Annotated in this window: 18 protein-coding genes, 1 tRNA gene and 1 pseudogene; 1 reads left to right on the top strand and 19 read right to left on the bottom strand. The window is 57.6% G+C overall.

The genetic code is table 11. The features are described from left to right. Window positions 1-92: 92 nt before the first annotated feature. From JNL86_03315 to JNL86_03290, 6 genes are all read right to left on the bottom strand, one after another. Complete coding sequence (locus tag JNL86_03315; GenBank protein ID MBL8041929.1) at window positions 93-1,853, bottom strand: type II/IV secretion system protein; 1,761 nt, start codon at window positions 1,851-1,853, stop codon at window positions 93-95. A 107-nt stretch (window positions 1,854-1,960) separates the two neighbouring features. After that, window positions 1,961-3,448, bottom strand: coding sequence for a hypothetical protein (locus tag JNL86_03310; protein ID MBL8041928.1), 1,488 nt, complete (start codon window positions 3,446-3,448; stop codon window positions 1,961-1,963). A gap of 21 nt (window positions 3,449-3,469) precedes the next feature. Further along, window positions 3,470-4,231: a hypothetical protein gene (locus JNL86_03305; GenBank protein ID MBL8041927.1), complete on the bottom strand. Its 762-nt coding sequence runs from the start codon at window positions 4,229-4,231 to the stop codon at window positions 3,470-3,472. 11 nt (window positions 4,232-4,242) lie between these two features. Further along, window positions 4,243-4,770 (bottom strand): prepilin-type N-terminal cleavage/methylation domain-containing protein, encoded by a 528-nt coding sequence (locus JNL86_03300; protein ID MBL8041926.1) that lies wholly within the window; start codon window positions 4,768-4,770, stop codon window positions 4,243-4,245. After that, complete coding sequence (locus JNL86_03295; GenBank protein ID MBL8041925.1) at window positions 4,767-5,201, bottom strand: GspH/FimT family protein; 435 nt, start codon at window positions 5,199-5,201, stop codon at window positions 4,767-4,769. The genes JNL86_03300 and JNL86_03295 overlap by 4 nt, the downstream gene beginning before the upstream one ends. Before the next feature lie 295 nt (window positions 5,202-5,496). Continuing rightward, window positions 5,497-6,321, bottom strand: a complete 825-nt coding sequence (locus JNL86_03290) for a prepilin peptidase (protein MBL8041924.1) — start codon at window positions 6,319-6,321, stop codon at window positions 5,497-5,499. A gap of 166 nt (window positions 6,322-6,487) precedes the next feature. On the opposite strand from JNL86_03290, the gene JNL86_03285 reads away from it, so the two are divergent. Continuing rightward, window positions 6,488-6,778: a response regulator transcription factor gene (locus JNL86_03285; GenBank protein ID MBL8041923.1), complete on the top strand. Its 291-nt coding sequence runs from the start codon at window positions 6,488-6,490 to the stop codon at window positions 6,776-6,778. 9 nt (window positions 6,779-6,787) lie between these two features. Here JNL86_03285 and rlmB read toward each other — a convergent pair whose 3' ends face one another. The 13 genes and pseudogenes from rlmB to alaC form a co-directional block, all read right to left on the bottom strand. Next, window positions 6,788-7,564, bottom strand: a complete 777-nt coding sequence (rlmB, locus tag JNL86_03280; GenBank protein ID MBL8041922.1) for a 23S rRNA (guanosine(2251)-2'-O)-methyltransferase RlmB — start codon at window positions 7,562-7,564, stop codon at window positions 6,788-6,790. Continuing rightward, window positions 7,539-8,999 (bottom strand): cysteine--tRNA ligase, encoded by a 1,461-nt coding sequence (locus JNL86_03275; GenBank protein MBL8041921.1) that lies wholly within the window; start codon window positions 8,997-8,999, stop codon window positions 7,539-7,541. Before JNL86_03275 ends, rlmB begins: the two co-directional genes overlap by 26 nt. Before the next feature lie 9 nt (window positions 9,000-9,008). Continuing rightward, window positions 9,009-9,644, bottom strand: a pseudogene (locus tag JNL86_03270) (DedA family protein). Further along, a complete protein-coding gene (gene surE, locus JNL86_03265; GenBank protein ID MBL8041920.1) occupies window positions 9,641-10,456 on the bottom strand; it encodes a 5'/3'-nucleotidase SurE in 816 nt (271 codons plus the stop codon). Before surE ends, JNL86_03270 begins: the two are co-directional and overlap by 4 nt. 163 nt (window positions 10,457-10,619) lie before the next feature. Next, a tRNA-Pro gene (locus JNL86_03260) sits at window positions 10,620-10,696 on the bottom strand. Between the two features lie 68 nt (window positions 10,697-10,764). Further along, window positions 10,765-11,112, bottom strand: coding sequence for a MerR family transcriptional regulator (locus JNL86_03255; GenBank protein ID MBL8041919.1), 348 nt, complete (start codon window positions 11,110-11,112; stop codon window positions 10,765-10,767). Window positions 11,113-11,150: 38 nt separating this feature from the next. Next, window positions 11,151-11,426 (bottom strand): integration host factor subunit alpha, encoded by a 276-nt coding sequence (locus tag JNL86_03250; protein MBL8041918.1) that lies wholly within the window; start codon window positions 11,424-11,426, stop codon window positions 11,151-11,153. Between the two features lie 145 nt (window positions 11,427-11,571). Next, window positions 11,572-13,161 carry a citramalate synthase gene (locus tag JNL86_03245; GenBank protein ID MBL8041917.1) on the bottom strand — a complete coding sequence of 530 codons (1,590 nt, stop codon included), beginning with the start codon at window positions 13,159-13,161 and terminating at the stop codon, window positions 11,572-11,574. Between the two features lie 120 nt (window positions 13,162-13,281). Continuing rightward, entirely contained in the window at window positions 13,282-14,517 is a 1,236-nt protein-coding gene (locus JNL86_03240) for an aspartate kinase (protein ID MBL8041916.1), read from the bottom strand. A gap of 5 nt (window positions 14,518-14,522) precedes the next feature. Then, complete coding sequence (locus JNL86_03235; protein ID MBL8041915.1) at window positions 14,523-15,773, bottom strand: hypothetical protein; 1,251 nt, start codon at window positions 15,771-15,773, stop codon at window positions 14,523-14,525. 18 nt (window positions 15,774-15,791) lie between these two features. Beyond that, the gene (locus JNL86_03230; GenBank protein ID MBL8041914.1) at window positions 15,792-16,850 is read right to left on the bottom strand and encodes a threonine synthase; all 1,059 of its coding nucleotides are present in this window, start codon (window positions 16,848-16,850) and stop codon (window positions 15,792-15,794) included. Between the two features lie 47 nt (window positions 16,851-16,897). Further along, window positions 16,898-18,211, bottom strand: a complete 1,314-nt coding sequence (locus tag JNL86_03225) for a homoserine dehydrogenase (protein ID MBL8041913.1) — start codon at window positions 18,209-18,211, stop codon at window positions 16,898-16,900. Beyond that, window positions 18,208-19,404 (bottom strand): alanine transaminase, encoded by a 1,197-nt coding sequence (alaC, locus tag JNL86_03220; GenBank protein ID MBL8041912.1) that lies wholly within the window; start codon window positions 19,402-19,404, stop codon window positions 18,208-18,210. Before alaC ends, JNL86_03225 begins: the two co-directional genes overlap by 4 nt. Between the last annotated feature and the right edge of the window lie 81 nt (window positions 19,405-19,485).

The following is a 19,485-nucleotide window of genomic DNA, read 5'->3' as shown; positions in this document are numbered from 1 at the left end:
AGTTCAGCGTGGTCGGATTACATCTTGACGATTCCTGAAAAGGAACAACCTTTAACGGAAAACAACGTGTCGTTGCACAGGATGGGAATGGGCTATTTGATGGCAACCGCTCGAACCTGCTTATAGGTCGTGAGTCCCTGCAGGACTTTTTCGATCCCATCCTGAAGCAAAGTCTTCATGCCTTCACGCTTCGCCAGGGCTAACAATTCGCCGGTGCGCGTTCGTGTCTGAATGAGCGTCTTCATGCGATCAGAGACCACCATGAGTTCATGGATGGGCACCCGGCCGCGATAGCCGCTTTGATTGCATGCCTCACATCCACGCCCACGATACAAGGTGGGCGTCGTCTGACATGCAGGGTGGCTGCGCTCCCACTCTTCGACTCCGAACGCGTGAACCAACTCCTCATATTCGTCGCGGGTCGGCTCGTACGCTTCACGGCAATGAGGACAGATGCGTTTGCACAACCGCATGGCCAACACACCCAGCATGGCATCAGAAAAATTGAACGGATCACAGCCCAAATCGAGCAATCGCACGACCGTTTCCACTGCGCTATTCGTATGAATGGTGCTGAAGACCAGATGCCCCGTCAGGGACGCTTCAATGGCAATATCCGCCGTTTCCTTGTCCCGCATTTCTCCAATCATAATCACATCCGGATCCGCCCGCAAAAACGCCCGCATGGTAGTGGCAAACGTCAGGCCGATCTTGGGATGCACCTGCACCTGCCGTAATCCGTCCTGTGTAATTTCGATCGGGTCTTCCGCCGTCCAAATCTTGCGTTCGTCCGTATTGATGGACGCCAGGATGGCATGCAAGGTCGTGGTCTTCCCTGAGCCTGTCGGCCCTGCGCACAACACAATTCCGTGCGGCTTCTCAGCCAACGCGCCAACCAATCGACGGGTCTCATCACTGAACTCGAGCTCTTCGAGACGCCGAGGCCCGTTGGCACTCAGGAGCCTAATCACCACATCTTCGTTAAACCCTGCCGTAGGCAGTGTCGCGACTCGCAATTCAATCTCTTGCCCGGTGGTCAGTTTGAATCGAATCTTCCCATCTTGAGGCTTTCTCCGCTCGGCAATATCCAGGCTGGCCATAATTTTCACGCGGGATACGATTGCCCGGCGATACGCGGCCGGAATCTTCATATAGGTGAAGCATGTGCCGTCGACACGAAAGCGCACCGCCGTTTCCTTGCGGTCGGCATAGGGCTCGATATGGATATCGGATGCCCCGCGCCGATACGCCTCCGCAATGATCTGATTCGCAAGCCGAACGATGGCGGAATCGTTTTCGGTGATCGCTGCGATCGTCGCATTCTGCTGCTCTTCCAACTGCGCTTCGCTCACCAGTTCACCGAGGATGTCGGTAATCGGATCGCCGACTTCGCGCCCGGACGCCGTACCGAGAACACGCTCAATGTCCGCTCGCAAGCCCACGCGGTAAGAAATGGCCTGTCCCGGAAACGCCCGACGCACATCAAGGATTTTGTCGGCATCGTGAGGATCGTCGATCAACACTTCGACTCCCGTGCCTTGGCGTCGAAGCGGCATCCAATGATTCATGCGGAGATAATCGAAACTCAGGTTCTTCAACAAATCCCGGTCGACGACCATGCGCTCATCATCGTCAAGAAACGGGCAACGATAGAATTCCGCCAGCGCAGCACCGATGGCCGGTTTGGGAATGCGATACCGATCCATGAGAAACGTGGCCGCGTCGAGCCGTTTACGAGCTGCTTCCGACACACTGACCGCCAGTTCCTCTTGCCGAAGAAATCCCTGTCGGACGAGCTGGTCATACCGGCCAAGGCGGCGCGTCCCCTGTGTAGATGTGGCCCCTTGATTCATGTCACCGCACGGCAGTGCACACACAGTTGAGCGGATCATCGCAGTAGTTCCTTCCTCATGATTGTCGGAGACGCCCCCCTGACAAGAACTTGGGCGCCCGCAGGTTGTTATGCTTTGGGCTGCCAGCTGCCAGGCGCGACGAATACCAGTGGCAGCCCCTGCACCAACCCCTCACGAAGATCGTGGTTGTACCAGACCTCCAAGGCGCCTAACCCATTGGCTCCATCCACAATCGCACCCTCTGCTACCACTCCGCCGTACACCTTCACGTGTCCCGCATACCGCACGTCACCTGCCGCATACAGCACACCCTGGAGATGAATGCCTGACAATTGCACCGGAATTCTTGCTCCGAATGACTGCTGGCCATCCGGCGGAGGACTCAAAGCTGGAACGGTTTTTCCCGTCGAACTCGCCTTCCAAAACACATGAGCATTCACAATAAAAATGCCCTCGGCATAGTCCTGATCAAGCACAATCGAGCCCAGGTTATCGAGACGGGGCGGCATCCCATCCAGCGTGTCTACAAATACGAGGCCCCGATGGTCTCCCGGTCCCCGTGAAGCGAACACCTCCGATGCAGGTCGTCCCAATCCAGGTTGAACCACACCACCCGGATACAACAGGCCCTCCCGATCGATCCCATACACTTGGCCAAACTGCATGGCCACTCGCTTTAACGATGCATAGTCCCACTGATCCACCTTCACACCGGGAATGGGTTCTTGATGCGCGTGGATATTCAGCGGGACATCAGGCCATGCTTCGAGAGGAAGGGTGGCAAAAAACGCTTCTCCCCCGATCCTGATCGTGAGCCAGCGATCAGCACGTGGCCCCATCTCGTCATAGGCCTGCCCCGTCACCGGCGCGAGAGCGCTTTGCACCGGCATCTCGCTTGGTTTTGGAAAATGAGCCGATCCACGAACGATCACCTCCCCCCAGTGGGCAGACACAACTCCGGGGTTCGGTTCGACAGGCTGATGACCAACTGCACCGCTCTGCAAAGCGGCATGCAGGGCCGGTACCGCATAGGCGCCGAACTCTACGGACACCGTCTTCGTCACCCGGGAAGCCTGGCCAGCCCCGGCGGTCACCTCAACCGTACAAAGCAAACCGGGGCGTGTCGCTCCGTACACTCGCAGCTTGAGAATCTTCGCCAGCCCCTTGAGAGACTTGAACCATCCTGTTTGAGGATCGTTCAGTATCCGGTCGTGTTGAGGATTGGCTGCATCGAAGAGCATGTCGGGCTGTGCCTCCGTTCCCACAAATTGCGCACGCCCCTGCGCATCAAAATAGGAAGGATCGCCCTGCGCGTTGACGAATCGCTTCGTGAACCATCGTGTGCCGACCTCCTGTGGCACAAGCGAAGGATCGTGGAACCAGCCCATCACGACATCAACGGCCGATTCCGCGGCGTGATGAGCAAGACGCTCCTCCTGCAGGACACTTGCACCGACAAGCTCCTGCCCTGCTAGATGCATGGAAGTCATCCCCAACAACGTCAGCAAAAACACCACCATCAGCACCGCCAATAATGCGATACCCCGTTCATCCTGTCGCATGCCCATACTGCGCCGCGCGTTCCTCGTGTTCATCTTCCTCTTCTCTCTTCCTAATTATGTCCGAATCGCGATATCCCTCGAGAGCGTCAATCTTTGCATTCCCATCTCGATGGTCACATGTACCCGCACCACCTCCCGCGCATCTTCCGTCTCACGTCCACGCCTATCGAAATACCGCAGCTGAAAGCCACGGACGTCGCTCAACAGCGTACTCACTCCGCCATCCACTTCACGCATCAACCGGCCCGTTCCATCCCCTTGGGGCTTGAGGTAATAGCGCACGCGATTCAGTAGGAACACCGCACTCCGAGCCTGGAACTGTTCCGCAGGAGGCGTTGCCAGCGTCAGCGTGTGCTTCCGACCGTCAGCCGCCAATTGATTCCAGGCACAGTGCGCCGCTGAACACATCACGACCTGCTTTCCCCGTGGCCAATCCGTCCCATCTTCTACCACCACATCCTGCCGACCGGGGTCTGCATTCTGGGTCAGGATGGTCGCGGAACTGCTCAGGTTGGCAAAGAACTCGGCTTCTTCGACGTCGGCTTTGAGAAACGGGGCCTCGCCACCCAACAGCCCGCTCGCCGCCAGGCGCAGCTCACTACACAACACGTCCATCCCGAGCCGCAGCTCCTGATTTGTGATCATCGTGCCATGTTGCGAACTCAATCGAAGACCATAGACCGAGAAGGCCTGAATCGCCGCAGAGATCGCGACACTGCTGATCGCCAAAGCAATCAGCAGTTCGATCAGACTTCCCCCGGTCGAGCCGAGCCTCGGATTCACGGCCCCACGCACGGATACGCTCGGCCGTGCCATCGTAGAATCCCTCATGAGAGCCCCGACAGACCGACATAGCGAGGATTGGCGCGAATCGTACGAACCCGCACTTCCCGGTCATGCCCGCTCAACGTCCGAAAGAGCGCACGTGCTTCGATCGTCGCCAGACTCGCGGTGCCAGGTTGCGTGCCACGATTGAACTCCACCGTCCACACCAGCCGAATATTCGAGCGCGTCATACTTCCGGTAAAAATCCCGTCTCCATTCACTGTGTCTTCCTGCGACCCGTCATCACGCATGACCGACTCCGCCCTGCCGTCTTGATCGAGATCATCTGTGAGCAACTGTTCCCACGGCAGGCTACGCTTCTCCTCCACCCTCGATTCCGCCAAGGCTAACGCCGTCGTCGTCAACGCCCCACGCTGAAGACCCTGTTGCGCCCACTCGCACATCGCGATCGTCCCGATAACCCCGATGGAGAGCACCACCAGCGCCACCATACTCTCGATCAGCGTAAATCCGTCCGCTTGCGTCACCAACGCTCGCGCCCTCGTCGTCCCGACAGTCACGTCGTTCATGACACGACCACCCGTCCCGTGAGACTCACCGTCACTTGATGCCTCGCTCGCCGAGAATCGACCAACACCATGGTCGTCGCTGTTGCCGAACGACCACTGGGCTGAAAGACAATTTCAGGCTGCGTACTCATCGAGTCGACCACCGTGCCTGTTCGCCCGAACTCATAACGACGCAGTGCGCTCCGTTCACAGTCCATGCATTCCGTGCGCAATTCGGACTGCTCGGCATTCACCACCACTCGAACACGCTCGTGCCGCGCCATCGCCAACTGCCTGGCCATGCGCAATTCAGACGCAATTTCCGCAATCGTCGCACGTTGCCGATGTTTTGCCACCAACGCCGCCCACCCCGGCACACTAAGCCCCATCACAACAGCCACGACCGACAGCACGACACACAACTCCACAAGGCTCACACCACGTTCACGCATACCCACTCCTTTCGTCGAGCGCGTAGAGCGATTCCAATTTCCATGCCGTTGTGGCCTCACGCCTCCCACGAGGGACAGTCGGCAGGGGCTTACGCTCAAAACCACACGGAAATATGTCAGGATTTCCAGAAACGACTCAGTCGAAGGGGATCGTCAACACCAAACTACACGGCGGCTGGCGGGTAGGTACAATTGTGAACTGTCCCAAATCAGATACAGTCCCACATCTGTTCGGATACAGAACAGCAGCGTCACAAATGCCTGGAACATGGCACTGACAGCCAGTTTGCTGGCCTTACTGAGGAATGGCGATCAAGGACCAATACCAGTCAAGCAGCGGCTGATGAAACAGCAGCGCGAGCAATGAGCCGGCGGCGAGGAAGGGACCGAAGGGGATATATTGATCACGGCGCATGATTCCGACGGCGATCAGCCCAACACCGACAACGGAGCCAAGAAACGATCCGATCATAATGGCCAACAACACCGGCTGCCATCCGATGAATGCGCCGACCATGGCCATCAGCTTGATATCTCCTCCCCCCATGCCTTCTTTTCCAAAGACATAAGGACTGGCCCAAGCCAAGATCCAGAGGAGCCCTCCGCCCAGGGCGACACCAAGCAGGGAGTCCATCACGCCGATGGGCAGGATCACAACGGCACAGACCAGGCCGATGACTATGCCCGGTATCGTCACCGCATCGGGAATCATCGTGTGCGACAGATCAGTGCCCGTAATGACGATCAAGGCAGAGAGCAGTCCAGCATATACACAGGCTACCCCGGTAAATCCAAACAGCCAAAAGACCGCCACATACCCGATTGCATTCGCCGCCTCCACCAACGGATACTGGATTGAGATGAGGGTGTGGCATCTGCGGCATCGTCCCCGCAAGATCAGATAACTCAGAATCGGAATATTGTCGTAGACCGCGATCGGCTGCCGGCAGGCTGGGCAGTGAGAGGCCGGCCATGCGACTGATTTTTCGCGCGGCAATCGATAGATGCAGACGTTCAGAAAGCTGCCGATGACGGCACCGAATAGGAACACGATCACATAGGACAGCATGAGCACGCTCACAGCGGCCAACAGCAGTTCAGCCCGCACCCTGGCAGACAATTATACGTATCATGACCTAATATAAGCATACCAGAAACATTGAGCCTGGCAGCCGGCGCTTTCCATTTACAAACGCCAGAAGCGCTGCGTATAATCCGGCATCGATGTGGGCACGGGAGGTCGCGGGCCTCACTCTGTGAATTGCCTTTACTCGAAGTGGAGCTAGATGTACATGCCGACAGCCGCCAGGACTACCAAAAGTCGAACCAAAACTGCAGTCGCCGAACCAATCATTCTCCCTCGCAAACGTCGCCCGGAAGCGCTGACCACGCGGGAGCAGGAAATTCTTGAGCTGATCTGGACTGGATTTAAGAACAAGGAAATCGCGCAACGCCTCAAAATCAGCGTTAAGACGGTTGAGGCCCATCGGGCCAATATGATGAAGAAGATCCGGGTCTCCAACACCGCCCAACTGCTCAAGGCTGCGATCCAAGGAAAAATGTTGAAGCTCCGGTAATCCGCCGCTTCACGCCTTTCCACTGACGCCTTCACGACGCTGTCGCAACGCTTCATACAGGACGATGGCCGCCGAAGCCGAAACGTTCAGCGAACTGACTTTCCCCAGCATGGGGATATGTGCCACGTCGTCGCAAGCCGCTCGAACACCGGGGCGCACACCCTTCCCCTCTCCGCCGAAGACGAGTGCCATTGGCCCTCGAAGATCCAGCTGTGTATACGATTTAGGCGCCTCGGCGTCAAACGCATACACCCAAACTCCCTCGCGCTGGAGACGTTCAATCCATCGCGAAACGTTGGCAACACGCCCGACCGGTATATAGTCGACCGCACCCGCGGAAGCCTTCGCCACCACACTGGTCAACCCCACCGCACGACGTTCTGGAATAAATACGCCTTGGACCCCTGTGGCTTCAGCTGTTCGGAGAACCGCCCCGAGGTTATGGGGATCCTCCACGCCATCCAACACCACCAGCAACGGAGTATGGCCTGCCGCCCGAGCCGCCGAGAGAATATCTTCGGGTTCCGCATAGGCCTTCGCAGCCACCAACCCGACGACGCCCTGATGGCGGCCACCAGGGACAAGGCGATCTAACGCGACGCGTGGCTCGACATACACAGGCACGCGTTGCTCCCTGGCCAAGCGCACAATGTCACCAAACTGTCGATCGGTTCCCAGCACCAACAATCGCTGAAGAGGGCGTGCGCCGGCGCGGAGGGCTTCGCGAACGGCATGCAGTCCATAAATGAGTTCGGAAGAATTATCGCTTCCAGCGGCTGGTGCCATCTGGCCGATCCTCGATCGTAATGCCATGGGAAGCCAGCTCGGCTCTGAGCTGGTCGGCAAGCTTGTAGTGTTTCGATTGTTTCGCGGCGAGTCGTGCGGCGATCTTCGCAGCAATCTCCTCATCCGACAAGCCAGACTTCTCACCGACAGATGTCCCTGAGGCGGGCTGTTTGGCCTGGCTCTTAAATTGCCAGTCGTCCGATTGCAGCAGCCCAAGCACCGCCCCCAATGTCCGAAACTCTTCTCGCACGACGCGACGTGTGTCGCCAGACAATCCGGCCTCGAGCGCTTTGTTGGTTTCCCCGCGTAGCTTTTGCAGGGCTGCGATGGCGTTGGGAGTGTTCAGGTCGTCATCCATGGCGTCAACAAAGGCCTGCCGCATCCGCACCGTTGCGTCGCGCAAGGGGACATCCGCAGTCCCGTGCACAGGAGCCGTCTCCTTGAGCCGGTCGAAGAGGTCATAAAATCCGTTGAGCGCATTCTTCGCTTCCGCCAGGGCTTGATCGGAAAAATCCAATGGGCTGCGATAGTGCGTGGAGAGCAGGAAGTATCGCAACATCTCGCCCGTCACCGCGTCAGGCCATTCAGACTTTTCAAAAATTTCGCGGATCGTAAAGAAATTGCCCAGGGACTTGGACATCTTCTCGTGGTTGATCTGGACAAAACCGTTGTGCACCCAATACCGCGCGAATTCTTTGCCGGTCGCGCCGCACGACTGTGCAATCTCGTTCTCGTGATGCGGGAAGATCAGATCCATCCCGCCGCCGTGAATATCGAAGGTTTCTCCAAGATGCCGCATCGCCATCGCCGAGCATTCGATATGCCAGCCTGGACGACCAGGCCCCCATGGACTGTCCCATGACGGCTCACCAGGCTTACTGCCTTTCCACAGCGCAAAATCCATGGGGTGACGTTTGCGCTCATCCACATCCACGCGTGCGCCCGCCTGCAAATCATCCATCTTTCGCTTGGAGAGGCGACCATACACCGGATACCGATCCACTTGAAAATAGACATCCCTTTCGACGCGGTAGGCCATCCCCTTGGCCATCAAGGCATCGACCAGGGCGACAATATCGGCGATGTGCTCCGTTGCCCTCGGCTCAAGCGTAGCCCGTCGAACCCCGAGCTTGTCCATGTCGTCGTAATACGCCTTGATGAATGTCGTAGTGATGTGCTCGCAACTCACCCCTTGCTCGTTGGCGCGTTTGATGATTTTGTCATCGACATCCGTAAAGTTCTTCGCAAACTCTACGATCAAGCCGGAGTATTCCAGGTGCCGCCGCAACACATCAAACACCAAGGCACTGCGAGCATGGCCGATGTGACAATAGTCATACACGGTGACTCCGCACACATACATGCGGACCATGCCGGGCACCATCGGTTCAAACGGGTCTTTGTGACCAGTCAGCGTATTGTAGACACGCAGCATAATCGGTCATTACCCCACAGACGCGCGACGCTTCGGCCAGTGTGACCAGAGAAAATAGCCGAGGCCGATGGCGAGAAACAATCCGATGACCAGATCCGCGTGATGGAAATACTGGTGCAACTCATTCCAGTGCTCCCCCATCTTCAACCCCACATAGGCGAGCGCGTAGCAGAACGGAACGGCTCCGACAAATGAATAGAGCACGAACTTCTTGATGTCCATCCGCGCAATTCCCGCTGGCAGAGAAATGAACGTTCGCACGACAGGCAAGAGGCGGCCGATCAAGACCGCCGCTTCGCCATGCTTGGCAAACCAGCGGTCGGCCAGATCCACATCATGCTGGGAGATGAGCACATACCGGCCATACCGCTCGACAAACGGACGGCCACCCCAGACTCCCACATAATAGGCGACCAACGACCCCAGGACATTCCCAATCGCGCCGGCTAACGTCACTCCCACCAACGAAAATTGCCCGGTGGAGACCAGATAGCCGGAGAAGGGCATAATGATTTCACTCGGCAAGGGGATGCAGGCACTTTCGATGGCCATCGTAATCACGATGCCGGTGTACCCAAACGTCGAAATCGTCGCAATGACGAATCGGCCCAGCACTTCGATCAACCATTCGATCAGGCCGCTCATGACTGAGGCCTCCTTGACGAACGCCGGCGCACCTGTGTCCGTGCTACCAACGGGCGCGAGAGCGTCCCTTCCCAGGTTTTGAAGTGCGCCAGCATGGTGTGATGGGTCGTATCGAGGCGGATCGGCGTGACCGAAACCATATGGCGCGCCAAGGCTTCGTGATCGGCATCCTGTTGCCGACTCCACGATTGCCGTGTCCCGGCGATCCAATAATACTTCCGCCCTCTCGGATCGACCTTCTCCACGATGGGATTATTGAAGCGGCGCCGACTGAGACAGGTCACCTTCACGCCCTTGATCCCCCGCAAGGGGACGTCCGGGATATTCACATTCAAGATCGTTTCCGGCGGTAGTCCGTGAACCAGCACTTCCGACGCCACCCGAGTCGCATACCGGGCCCCGACCTCGAAACGAAACGTGTCCTCGCCCTCCTGTGAGACGGCCACCGACGGGATGCCGAACATCGTCCCTTCCAAGGCACCCGACACCGTGCCGGAATACATCACATCATCGCCGAGATTCACGCCGCGATTGATACCCGACACGATGAGCGCAGGCTGATGGGGCATGACCTTGAGCAGGGCAAGATTGACACAATCCACCGGGGTCCCATTAACCATGAAGACCCGGGGAGCCATTTTGGTGATGCGAAGCGGTTTGTGCAACGTCACTGCATGCCCGACAGCAGTCCGCTCTCGATCCGGTGCGACGATCCACACCTCCCCCAACGCACCGAGTGCGGTCGCCACCGCATGAATCCCAGGAGACGCAATGCCGTCGTCGTTGGTTACAAGGATCCGTACACGCGCCACGCCTGCTCCTTATGTGTCGAACCCGTGATGAAAGGGGAGAGTCAAAACGATCAGATTGAGGGGAGCCACAGGAAAGGGGAGAACACTCACGCGTGCACGCACATGGTCAGTGGCAATACTCAACGTTCCTCAGAACACTGCGTGATGGAGAACATCATGCCGATGGTCGGGGCGGCGGGATTTGAACCCACGACCCCTCGCACCCCAAGCGAGTGCGCTACCGGGCTGCGCTACGCCCCGACACAAACGACATGGATGTAACCTACACAGTGGGACGCAGCCGCCCACAGCACTGGAACGGTTCACGCTTAATGCGAATCGATCAACCGAATAATCGCCTGGAGATCGCCACGAACACGCTGGGCCAGCTCTTTCCGCGACCCACTTTTCTTGACCGTTGCCCGTCCTCGCCGAGCCCAGTACCGCTTCACACCAGCCAGCGTGTGCCCCTCATCATAGAGCATCCGCTTAATCTCCAGCACGGTATCCACATCCCGCTGCACATACAACCGCTGATTGCCACGGCTCTTCTTCGGCTTCAGGAAGCTGAACTCCGACTCCCAAAACCGTAAGACATACGCCGGCAACTTGGAAAGCTTGCTGACTTCGCCGATTTTATAGAAAACCTTACTTCCCAGTCTGGGCTCATTCCCCATGACCGGTCCTCATGCGTGTGCTCGTGGCAAGGTGACGATTAGGAATTTACGTACTTTTTAAAGACCTGACTGGGACGAAACGTGACCACTCGACGGGGAGTAATCCCGATTTCTTCACCGGTTCGAGGATTGCGTCCCTTCCGGGCCCCTTTGCTTCGAACGACAAAATTTCCGAATCCCGCAATCTTGACCGCATCACCTTTTTGGAGCACCCCCTTCAGCAGATTGAGCACGAGTTCGACGATATCGGCTGCATCGTTTTTAGACACCCCAACCTGCTTGAAGATTTCGTTCGCGATATCCGCCTTTCTCATGCCTTTCCCCCCGCCGTCCACTAGCGTCGTTCCTTAGGAAGTGCTTCTTGGTGTCGAGCGTCCAAGACAAAGAATTTCCCCATAAGTTACGTGAGGTTATCTGGCCTGTCAAGGATTATGTGTGCCCACTGGAGGGAAAATAGCACTACCGGTCGGCGAGCAACAATTTATACTCGATGCTGTCTGCCAGCGCCTGCCAGCTCGCTTCCATGATGTTTTCCGACACCCCGACTGTGCCCCATTTATCCTTGTGATCTCCAGACTCGATCAACACGCGCACCTTCGATTCCGTGCCCTTCTCAGCCGACAACACCCGCACTTTATAGTCGAGCAATTTCACTTCGCGGAGCTGCGGATAGAACTTTTCCAAGGCTTTGCGGAGCGCATGGTCGAGCGCATTCACCGGGCCAGCGCCTACAGCCGCCGTATGCTCGACCACATCGCCGACCTGCACCATGACCGTCGCTTCCGACAACAGGAGCCCGTGCTCTTGCTTCTTTTCAACAATCACACGAAAACCCAGTAATTTGAACGACGGACGATGACTGCCCATCGCGTTGCGCATCAACAATTCGAAAGACCCCTCGGCACCTTCGAATTGATAGCCCTGGCTTTCCCGCTCTTTGAGCGTCTCCACCAACTCTTGTAACTTCGCATGGTTCTTGGTCAACGAAATGCCATAGGCCTCGACTTTTTCCAAGAGCCCGCTCCGGCCTGCATAGTCTGAGACGAGAATCCGCCGACGGTTGCCGACGACGGCTGGATCAATATGTTCGTACGTCGCCGCGTTCTTGAGGACCGCATGAATATGCACGCCCCCCTTGTGCGCAAACGCCGCATCCCCGACGTAGGGCTGCCGTTTGTTCGGCATGAGGTTGGCGATCTCCGTGACGAAACCTGACACGTCCTTCAAGTGGGCCAGGTTGTCTCCAAGCGCCGGCCGTTGCATTTTTAATTGCAGGTTCGGAATGATCGAGCACAAATTCGCATTCCCACACCGTTCACCAATGCCATTGATCGTGCCCTGCACCTGCAAAATACCCGACTCCACGGCTACCAGCGAGTTGGCAACGGCCATTTCACTGTCATTGTGCGCATGGATGCCTAACGGCACGGGACATTCCTGCTTGACCACCCGGCAAATCTCGCGAATCTCCCACGGCATGGTCCCGCCGTTCGTATCGCACAAGATCACACGCTCGGCTCCGCCGGCAATCGCTCGACGGATGGTTTGCAGTGCATAATCAGGATTCGCCTTATAGCCGTCGAAAAAATGTTCGGCGTCATAAAACACCCGCCGATTCTTGGATCGCAAATAATGAATAGAGTCTTCGATGAGTTCTAGATTCTTGGCAAGGGCGATTCCCAACGCATCCGTCACCTGAAACGACCAACTCTTGCCGAACAGGGTGATGGTCGGCGTGCCCGAATCCAGCAGCGCCTGAAGATTTTTGTCTTTACGAACCGGGTTGCTGGCTTTCCTCGTCGAGCCGAACGCAACGACGGTCGCATTCCGAAACGGAATGGTTTTGATCTGCCGGAAAAACTCAATGTCCTTAGGATTCGCCCCTGGCCACCCACCCTCGATGAAGTGCACCCCGAGCGCGTCGAGCTGCTGCGCCACCCGAAGCTTATCCTCCACGGAAAAACTCACGTCTTCGGCCTGGGCGCCGTCTCGTAACGTCGTGTCGTAAATTTCCAACGCCGATGCCTGCACAGCGGTGAGGCTCGGCATCGAGATCGATTCCGGGACGCGAGCGCGACGAGAGGGTGCGGTTCGACGTGTCATGAATTAAAGGGTAACAAGGCCGGACAGGATCTGTCGAGGGCTCACGCGATCGCCATTTCGAGACGATCAGCCCAACGCGGGCGCCGACACACGGTCCAGACCGAACGCCGTATGGAGCGTGCGCATCGCCAATTCCAGATATTTCTCCTCGATGACGCAGGAGATTTTGATTTCGGAGGTGCTAATCATCATGATGTTGACGCCTTCACGCGACAACACCTCGAACATCTTTGCCGCCACGCCTGAATGCGAGCGCATTCCCACACCAATGAGGGACACCTTGGCGATCGATTCGGTCACCGCAACCGACCGAGCGCCGATCTCTTCCGATAACCGCTGAACGAGATCCACGGCCTTGCGCAAATCCGGCTTGGGAACCGTAAACGAGATGTCGGTCATAGAGGCCTGACTGACGTTTTGAATGATCATGTCGACGACGATATTGGCGTTCGCCACGGCTCCGAAGACACGCGCGGCGATGCCCGGACGATCCGGCACACCGACAATCGTAATCTTCGCCTGATTGCGATCTCCCGTCACACCGGACACCATGACCCCTTCCATATCGGCATCTTCACGTGTCACGAGCGTTCCCTTTCCTTCCTTGAAGCTGGAATTGACCTCCACCGGAACGGAATATTTCGCCGCAAATTCGACCGATCGACTCTGCAGGACCTTGGCGCCCAGGCTCGCCATTTCCAGCATCTCTTCGTAAGAGATCTTGTCGAGTCGACGCGCGGCCGGCACGATGTTGGGGTCGGCAGTATACACCCCATCGACATCCGTATAGATAATGCACCGATCTGCCTTGAGTGCCGCAGCCAGCGCCACGGCGGTCAAATCGGACCCTCCCCGTCCTAAGGTCGTGACGTCCGAGCTGGCGTTGATGCCCTGAAATCCCGCCACAACCGGGATGACTCCCCCGGCGAGTGCTTCTTTAATCCGTTCGGCCGTGACGCGAGAAATTCTGGCCTTGGTATGAGCGCTGTCGGTGTGAATGCCGACCTGTCGGCCCGTGAAGGATCGGGCGTTCACGCCTCGCCCCCGAAGCTCCATGGCCAACAGCGCGATGGTGACCCGCTCGCCCGTCGACAGCAACATGTCCAGTTCGCGCTCATCCGGCGAGTTGGTCGCTTCATGCGCCAGCTTGAGCAGTCGATCTGTCTCGCCACTCATGGCCGAGAGCACCACCACGACCTGATGCCCGTCTTTCTGCGCGCGCTCGACTCGCTCAGCAACACGATGAATCCGTTCGACATTGCCGACCGACGTCCCGCCGTATTTTTGAACAATGAGTGCCACAGGTCTTATGCTCCGCGCGGAAAGAGTCGGATCATGAGTTTGGTGGCATCGCGAGGCGCGGATCCGGCGATGGCCTTATCCTGTTCATGAAAGCGGGTTGCCGAGCCGACCGGTGGTTGGGCAGCACCGTCGCACAAGGCATACAAGATCGGCGGAGCTTCTGAACCGTGCCCCTTCGCCAGGCCTGGGTCACACACCACGAGCAGCCGGTAGGCTGGGTACGTTGCCAGAGCCGCTAGAATCGGACCGACCACCTGGGCATCGAACCGTTCGATGGCCTGTACTTTGTCGTGAATATCGGTCGCATGCAGCACGTCATCCGATAGACCGGCATGGAGATACACAAGGTCTTTCTTCGCCAACTCTTGAACGACCGCGTTCACACAGCCGGCAAATGTTTCCGATTCATCTCCGTTTTCGGCCGGTAGCTCGGCGGCATCCAACCCCGCGCACAACCCAACACCGCGATGCATATCACTAGATGAAACGACCGCACCGGTAATTTGATACCGTTCCGGTAAGGGCGGCCACAATGGAGCGCGCCCCTGTCCCCACAACCAGAGACAGTTCGCCGGCTTGAGCCCCTCTTCTTCGCGCTCTTCATTAACCGGATGATCGCGCAGAATAAAAAACGAGGCGTCCATGATTTTTCGCAGTACATCGGCGCCATCGCCCGTTGGCAAGGCGTCGGCGATCGATTGGCCGACGAGCTGCTGAGGGTCTACGCAGGTCGCGCGCGACTTCCCGCCAACCCAAACCATCAAGTGTCGATGGCCTGAGCCGGGGTAAAATTGAATGCTCTCCGATCCCAGTTGCTCGTTGACGGCTTCGACCAACTCACGGGCCTGTTCCGTCTCGATCAGCCCCGCCGTGGCATCTTCCATGACCACATGCGGTCCTAGTTTCTTGATGTCGGCCGCCCGGTCTTTGCCGCCGGAGGCGGACTCGCCTCGCACCGTGACCATCGTGCAACGAAAGACGACGTCCTGGTCACCCACCGTCACCCCAAGACCCGCTGCCTCCAGTGGGCCCGGGCCTGGATAATACTTCTTGGGATCGTATCCCAGGACGGCAACCGCGGTGACATCACTGCCGGCCGTGCCGGCGTCGGAAGGAAGACTCAGGAGGCCCACTTCTCCACGCTGGGCGATTTGGTCAAGATGGGGAGTTTTCGCCGCCTGAAGAGGCGTGCTCCCACCGAGTTCCGCACAGGCAAGATCTGCCATCCCGTCGGCATGCAGGATCAAATATTTCATGCAATGTTCCTGAAGTAATCAGACATGAAGGAGGCGGGCCACATCATCGCGGGTGGCTTTCACCGTTTGAGGCTGACGTGAAATGCCGATCGCCGTATCGGCATCCTTCAAACCGTGCCCGGTCAATGTACAGACGACCGTGGCACCTTCCTTTAATTGCCCGGCTTGGCTCAACTTAATCACCCCGGCTACAGAAGTGGCAGAGGCTGGCTCGCAAAACACCCCTTCTTCCCTAGCGACCAAGGCATAGGCATGGAGAATTTCTTCATCCGTGACCATATCGATGGCGCCGGACGATTCTTTCATCGCCGTAAGAGCCGACTGCCAACTGGCCGGATTGCCGATCCGTATCGCCGTGGCCACGGTCTGCGGCTCTTTCACGACATGCCCTAAGACAATCGGCGCGGCACCAGCGGCTTGAAAACCCATCATGCGAGGCAAGCGCGTCGTTTGATTGGCGGCTCGATACTCACGGTAGCCGTTCCAATAGGCGGTGATATTACCCGCATTCCCTACAGGAAGTACATGGACGGTCGGCGCATCACCCAGATCGTCGCAAATCTCCATCGCGGCCGTCTTCTGCCCCTCGATGCGGTACGGGTTGAGCGAGTTCACCAACTCCACTGGATAGGTCGCCGATAACTCCTTGACGATGGTCAACGCCTGGTCAAAATTTCCTTCAACCTGAATGACCGTGGCTTGATGCATCATCGCCTGCGACAACTTGCCCAGGGCGATTTTCCCTGCCGGGATGAGCACATACACGGCCATTCCAGCTCGGGCTCCATAGGCGGCTGCCGAGGCGGACGTATTCCCGGTGGAGGCGCAAATGACTGCCCTCGCCCCTTTTTCGACGGCCTTGGAAATGGCCATCGTCATGCCGCGATCTTTGAACGATCCTGTGGGATTCACCCCCTCGTACTTGAGGTAAAGATCCACCCCGGGGGCGATTTTTTTTGCCAGCCGCGCCGCACGAATGAGAGGCGTATTGCCCTCACCCAGGGTGATGACCGGTGTCTGAGCCGTCACCGGCAGGAACTTTCGGTATTCTTCAATAATGCCGCGCCAGCGAGTCATAACAATCTAGTCAACCACCTTCTCAGCAAGATCGGAGAAAGAATCCCTCATTCGTCCCGCCCCTCGACCCTGATCAGGGTTGTCGGTTCGGAGATATACGGCATCGGATTGATTTCGCGAAGCGCGTTCTGAATATCCCGTTCTTTGGCCATATGCGTCATGATCACGACGGGCACGGTCTGCCCTTCCTTGCGTCCCTGCTGCAGCACCGAGGAAATACTGATGCCGTAGCGACCCAACACTCCGGCGATCTGAGACAAGACGCCGGGCCGGTCCAGGACCATGAAGCGAATGTAATACAGCGACGTGATTTCTTCCATCGGCCGCATCCGCAATGGCCGTCGTTGATCCGGCTGATAGGAAGAGGGCGGCACACGCCCGGTCGCATTCTTGAGCATGTCGCGCGCAATGGACATCACATCGCTCACAACGGCACTGCCGGTCGGCATCGACCCCGCGCCGCGCCCATACAGCACCACGTCTTCTACGGCGTCACCGACCAACTGAATGGCATTGTACACCCCATCCACTTTCGCAATCTGCGACGCAGAGGGGACCATGGTGGGATGGACACGGGCTTCAATCTCTCCGTCGGAAAACTTGGCGATCGCCAGTAACTTGATGGTAAATCCGAACTCTTTCGCATACGCGATATCCAACGGTGTCAGGCCGGTGATGCCTTCGGTGTAAATTTCTTTGAAGTTGACCGGAGTGCCGTAAGCCAGGCTGACCATGATCGTGAGCTTATGGGCCGAATCGATACCCGCGACATCGAAGGTAGGATCGGCCTCGGCATAGCCGGCCCGTTTGGCTTCCTCCAGCACGACCTCGAACCGCTGCCCTTCGCTGGTCATCCGGCTGAGAATGTAATTCGACGTGCCATTGATGATACCGTAGATCGACTGGATGTTGTTGGCGGCCAGGCCTTCCATCAAGGCGCGGATCACCGGGATGCCCCCACCCACACTCGCCTCAAACCCGAGATCGATCCCTTGCCGCGAAGCGGCGGCGAAAATCTCTTCCCCGTGCACGGCCAAGAGCGCCTTATTGGCTGTCACGACGTGCTTGCCTCGTTGCACCGCATCCAGAATCACGCGTTTTGCAAGATCATACCCGCCCATCAGCTCGATGACGATATCCACGCGCGGATCCGTCAACACCTGCTGGATGTCCGTGGTCAGCACGCCTGGCGGAATCGCGATGCCCCGATCACGGGTAATGTCCAAATCCGCAATGCGGACCAACTTAATGGGTACTCCGACCCGCCGGCGGATCAGTTCCGCATTCTCGATCAGCACTCGGGCCACGCCGGTCCCGACGGTGCCGAAGCCGATTAATCCTACCCCGATCTCAGTCTTCATGGTTCCTGATCATCCAGATTCAACACTTTCCGAATCCCGCGTAGTGCCTGCCGCGTGCGATGCTCGTTTTCCACTAGGGCAAACCGTACGAATTCATCCCCGCCTTCTCCGAATCCGATGCCCGGCGACACCGCCACCTTCGCTTCCCGCAGCAACAGTTTGGAAAACTCCAACGACCCCATATGCCGGAACGGATCCGGAATACGGGCCCACACGAACATCGTGGCTCTGGGTAAGGCAACGGGCCACCCGATGCGATTCAACCCGTTCACCAAGACATTCCGCCGGTTTTGATAGCGCTGCACGACCTCTTTCACGCAGTCCTGCGGTCCGTTCAACGCGACCGTACTGGCAATTTGAATCGGTTGAAAAATGCCATAGTCGAGATAACTCTTCAGCTTCGCCAGCGCGCCTACCACCTCGCGGTTACCGACACAAAATCCGACTCGCCACCCGGGCATGTTGTAGGCTTTGGACAAGGTGTAAAACTCGACGCCCACATCTTTCGCCTCCGGCACCTGCAGGAAACTCGGCGCCTTATAGCCGTCGAACGCGATATCCGCATAGGCCAGATCGTGAATCACAATCACATCGTGTTCTTTGGCAAATGCGACGATTTTTTTAAAGAACTCGAGATCGACCACCGCGGTCGTGGGGTTATGCGGGAAATTGATGACCAGAATGCGCGGGCGCGGCAAGGTCTGGCGATAGACCCGGAGCAGATCGTCGAAGAAGTCGCTGTCCTGACGCAACTCAATCCCGCGCACTTCGCCGCCTGCAATAATGAAACTGTACATGTGAATGGGATAGGTCGGCGTGGGTGTGAGCACGACATCACCCGGCCCGATCGTGGCCAGAGCCAAATGTGCGAGACCTTCTTTCGACCCGATTGTGACAATCGCTTCGGTCTCGGGATCCAACTCCACGTCGTAGTTTCGCTTGTACCACCCGGTAATCGCATGGCGGAGCTTCGTGATGCCCCGCGAGGCGGAATAGCGATGATTCTTGGCTTTCTTGGAGGCTTCGATCAATTTGTCGACGATATGAGGCGGGGTGGGCTGATCCGGATTGCCCATCCCGAAGTCGATGATATCCTCGCCTCGTTGACGTGCCTCAAGCTTGAGGCTTTGCACCTGGGCAAATACGTATGGAGGAAGTCGCTTGATGCGGTAAAAACCGTCGCTAATCGACATGGGTGTGTCAGACTCCTACTGGCGGGTCCTCTGCTGAACGGGTTGCGTCGTCACTCTGAAAGGGGCGTATTTTAATGGAGC

It is taken from the genome of Nitrospira sp., from assembly GCA_016788885.1.
Taxonomy (GTDB): domain Bacteria; phylum Nitrospirota; class Nitrospiria; order Nitrospirales; family Nitrospiraceae; genus Nitrospira_A.
The sequence above is the reverse complement of the archived record's forward strand: the minus strand, read 5'-3'. Positions and strand labels throughout refer to the sequence as shown.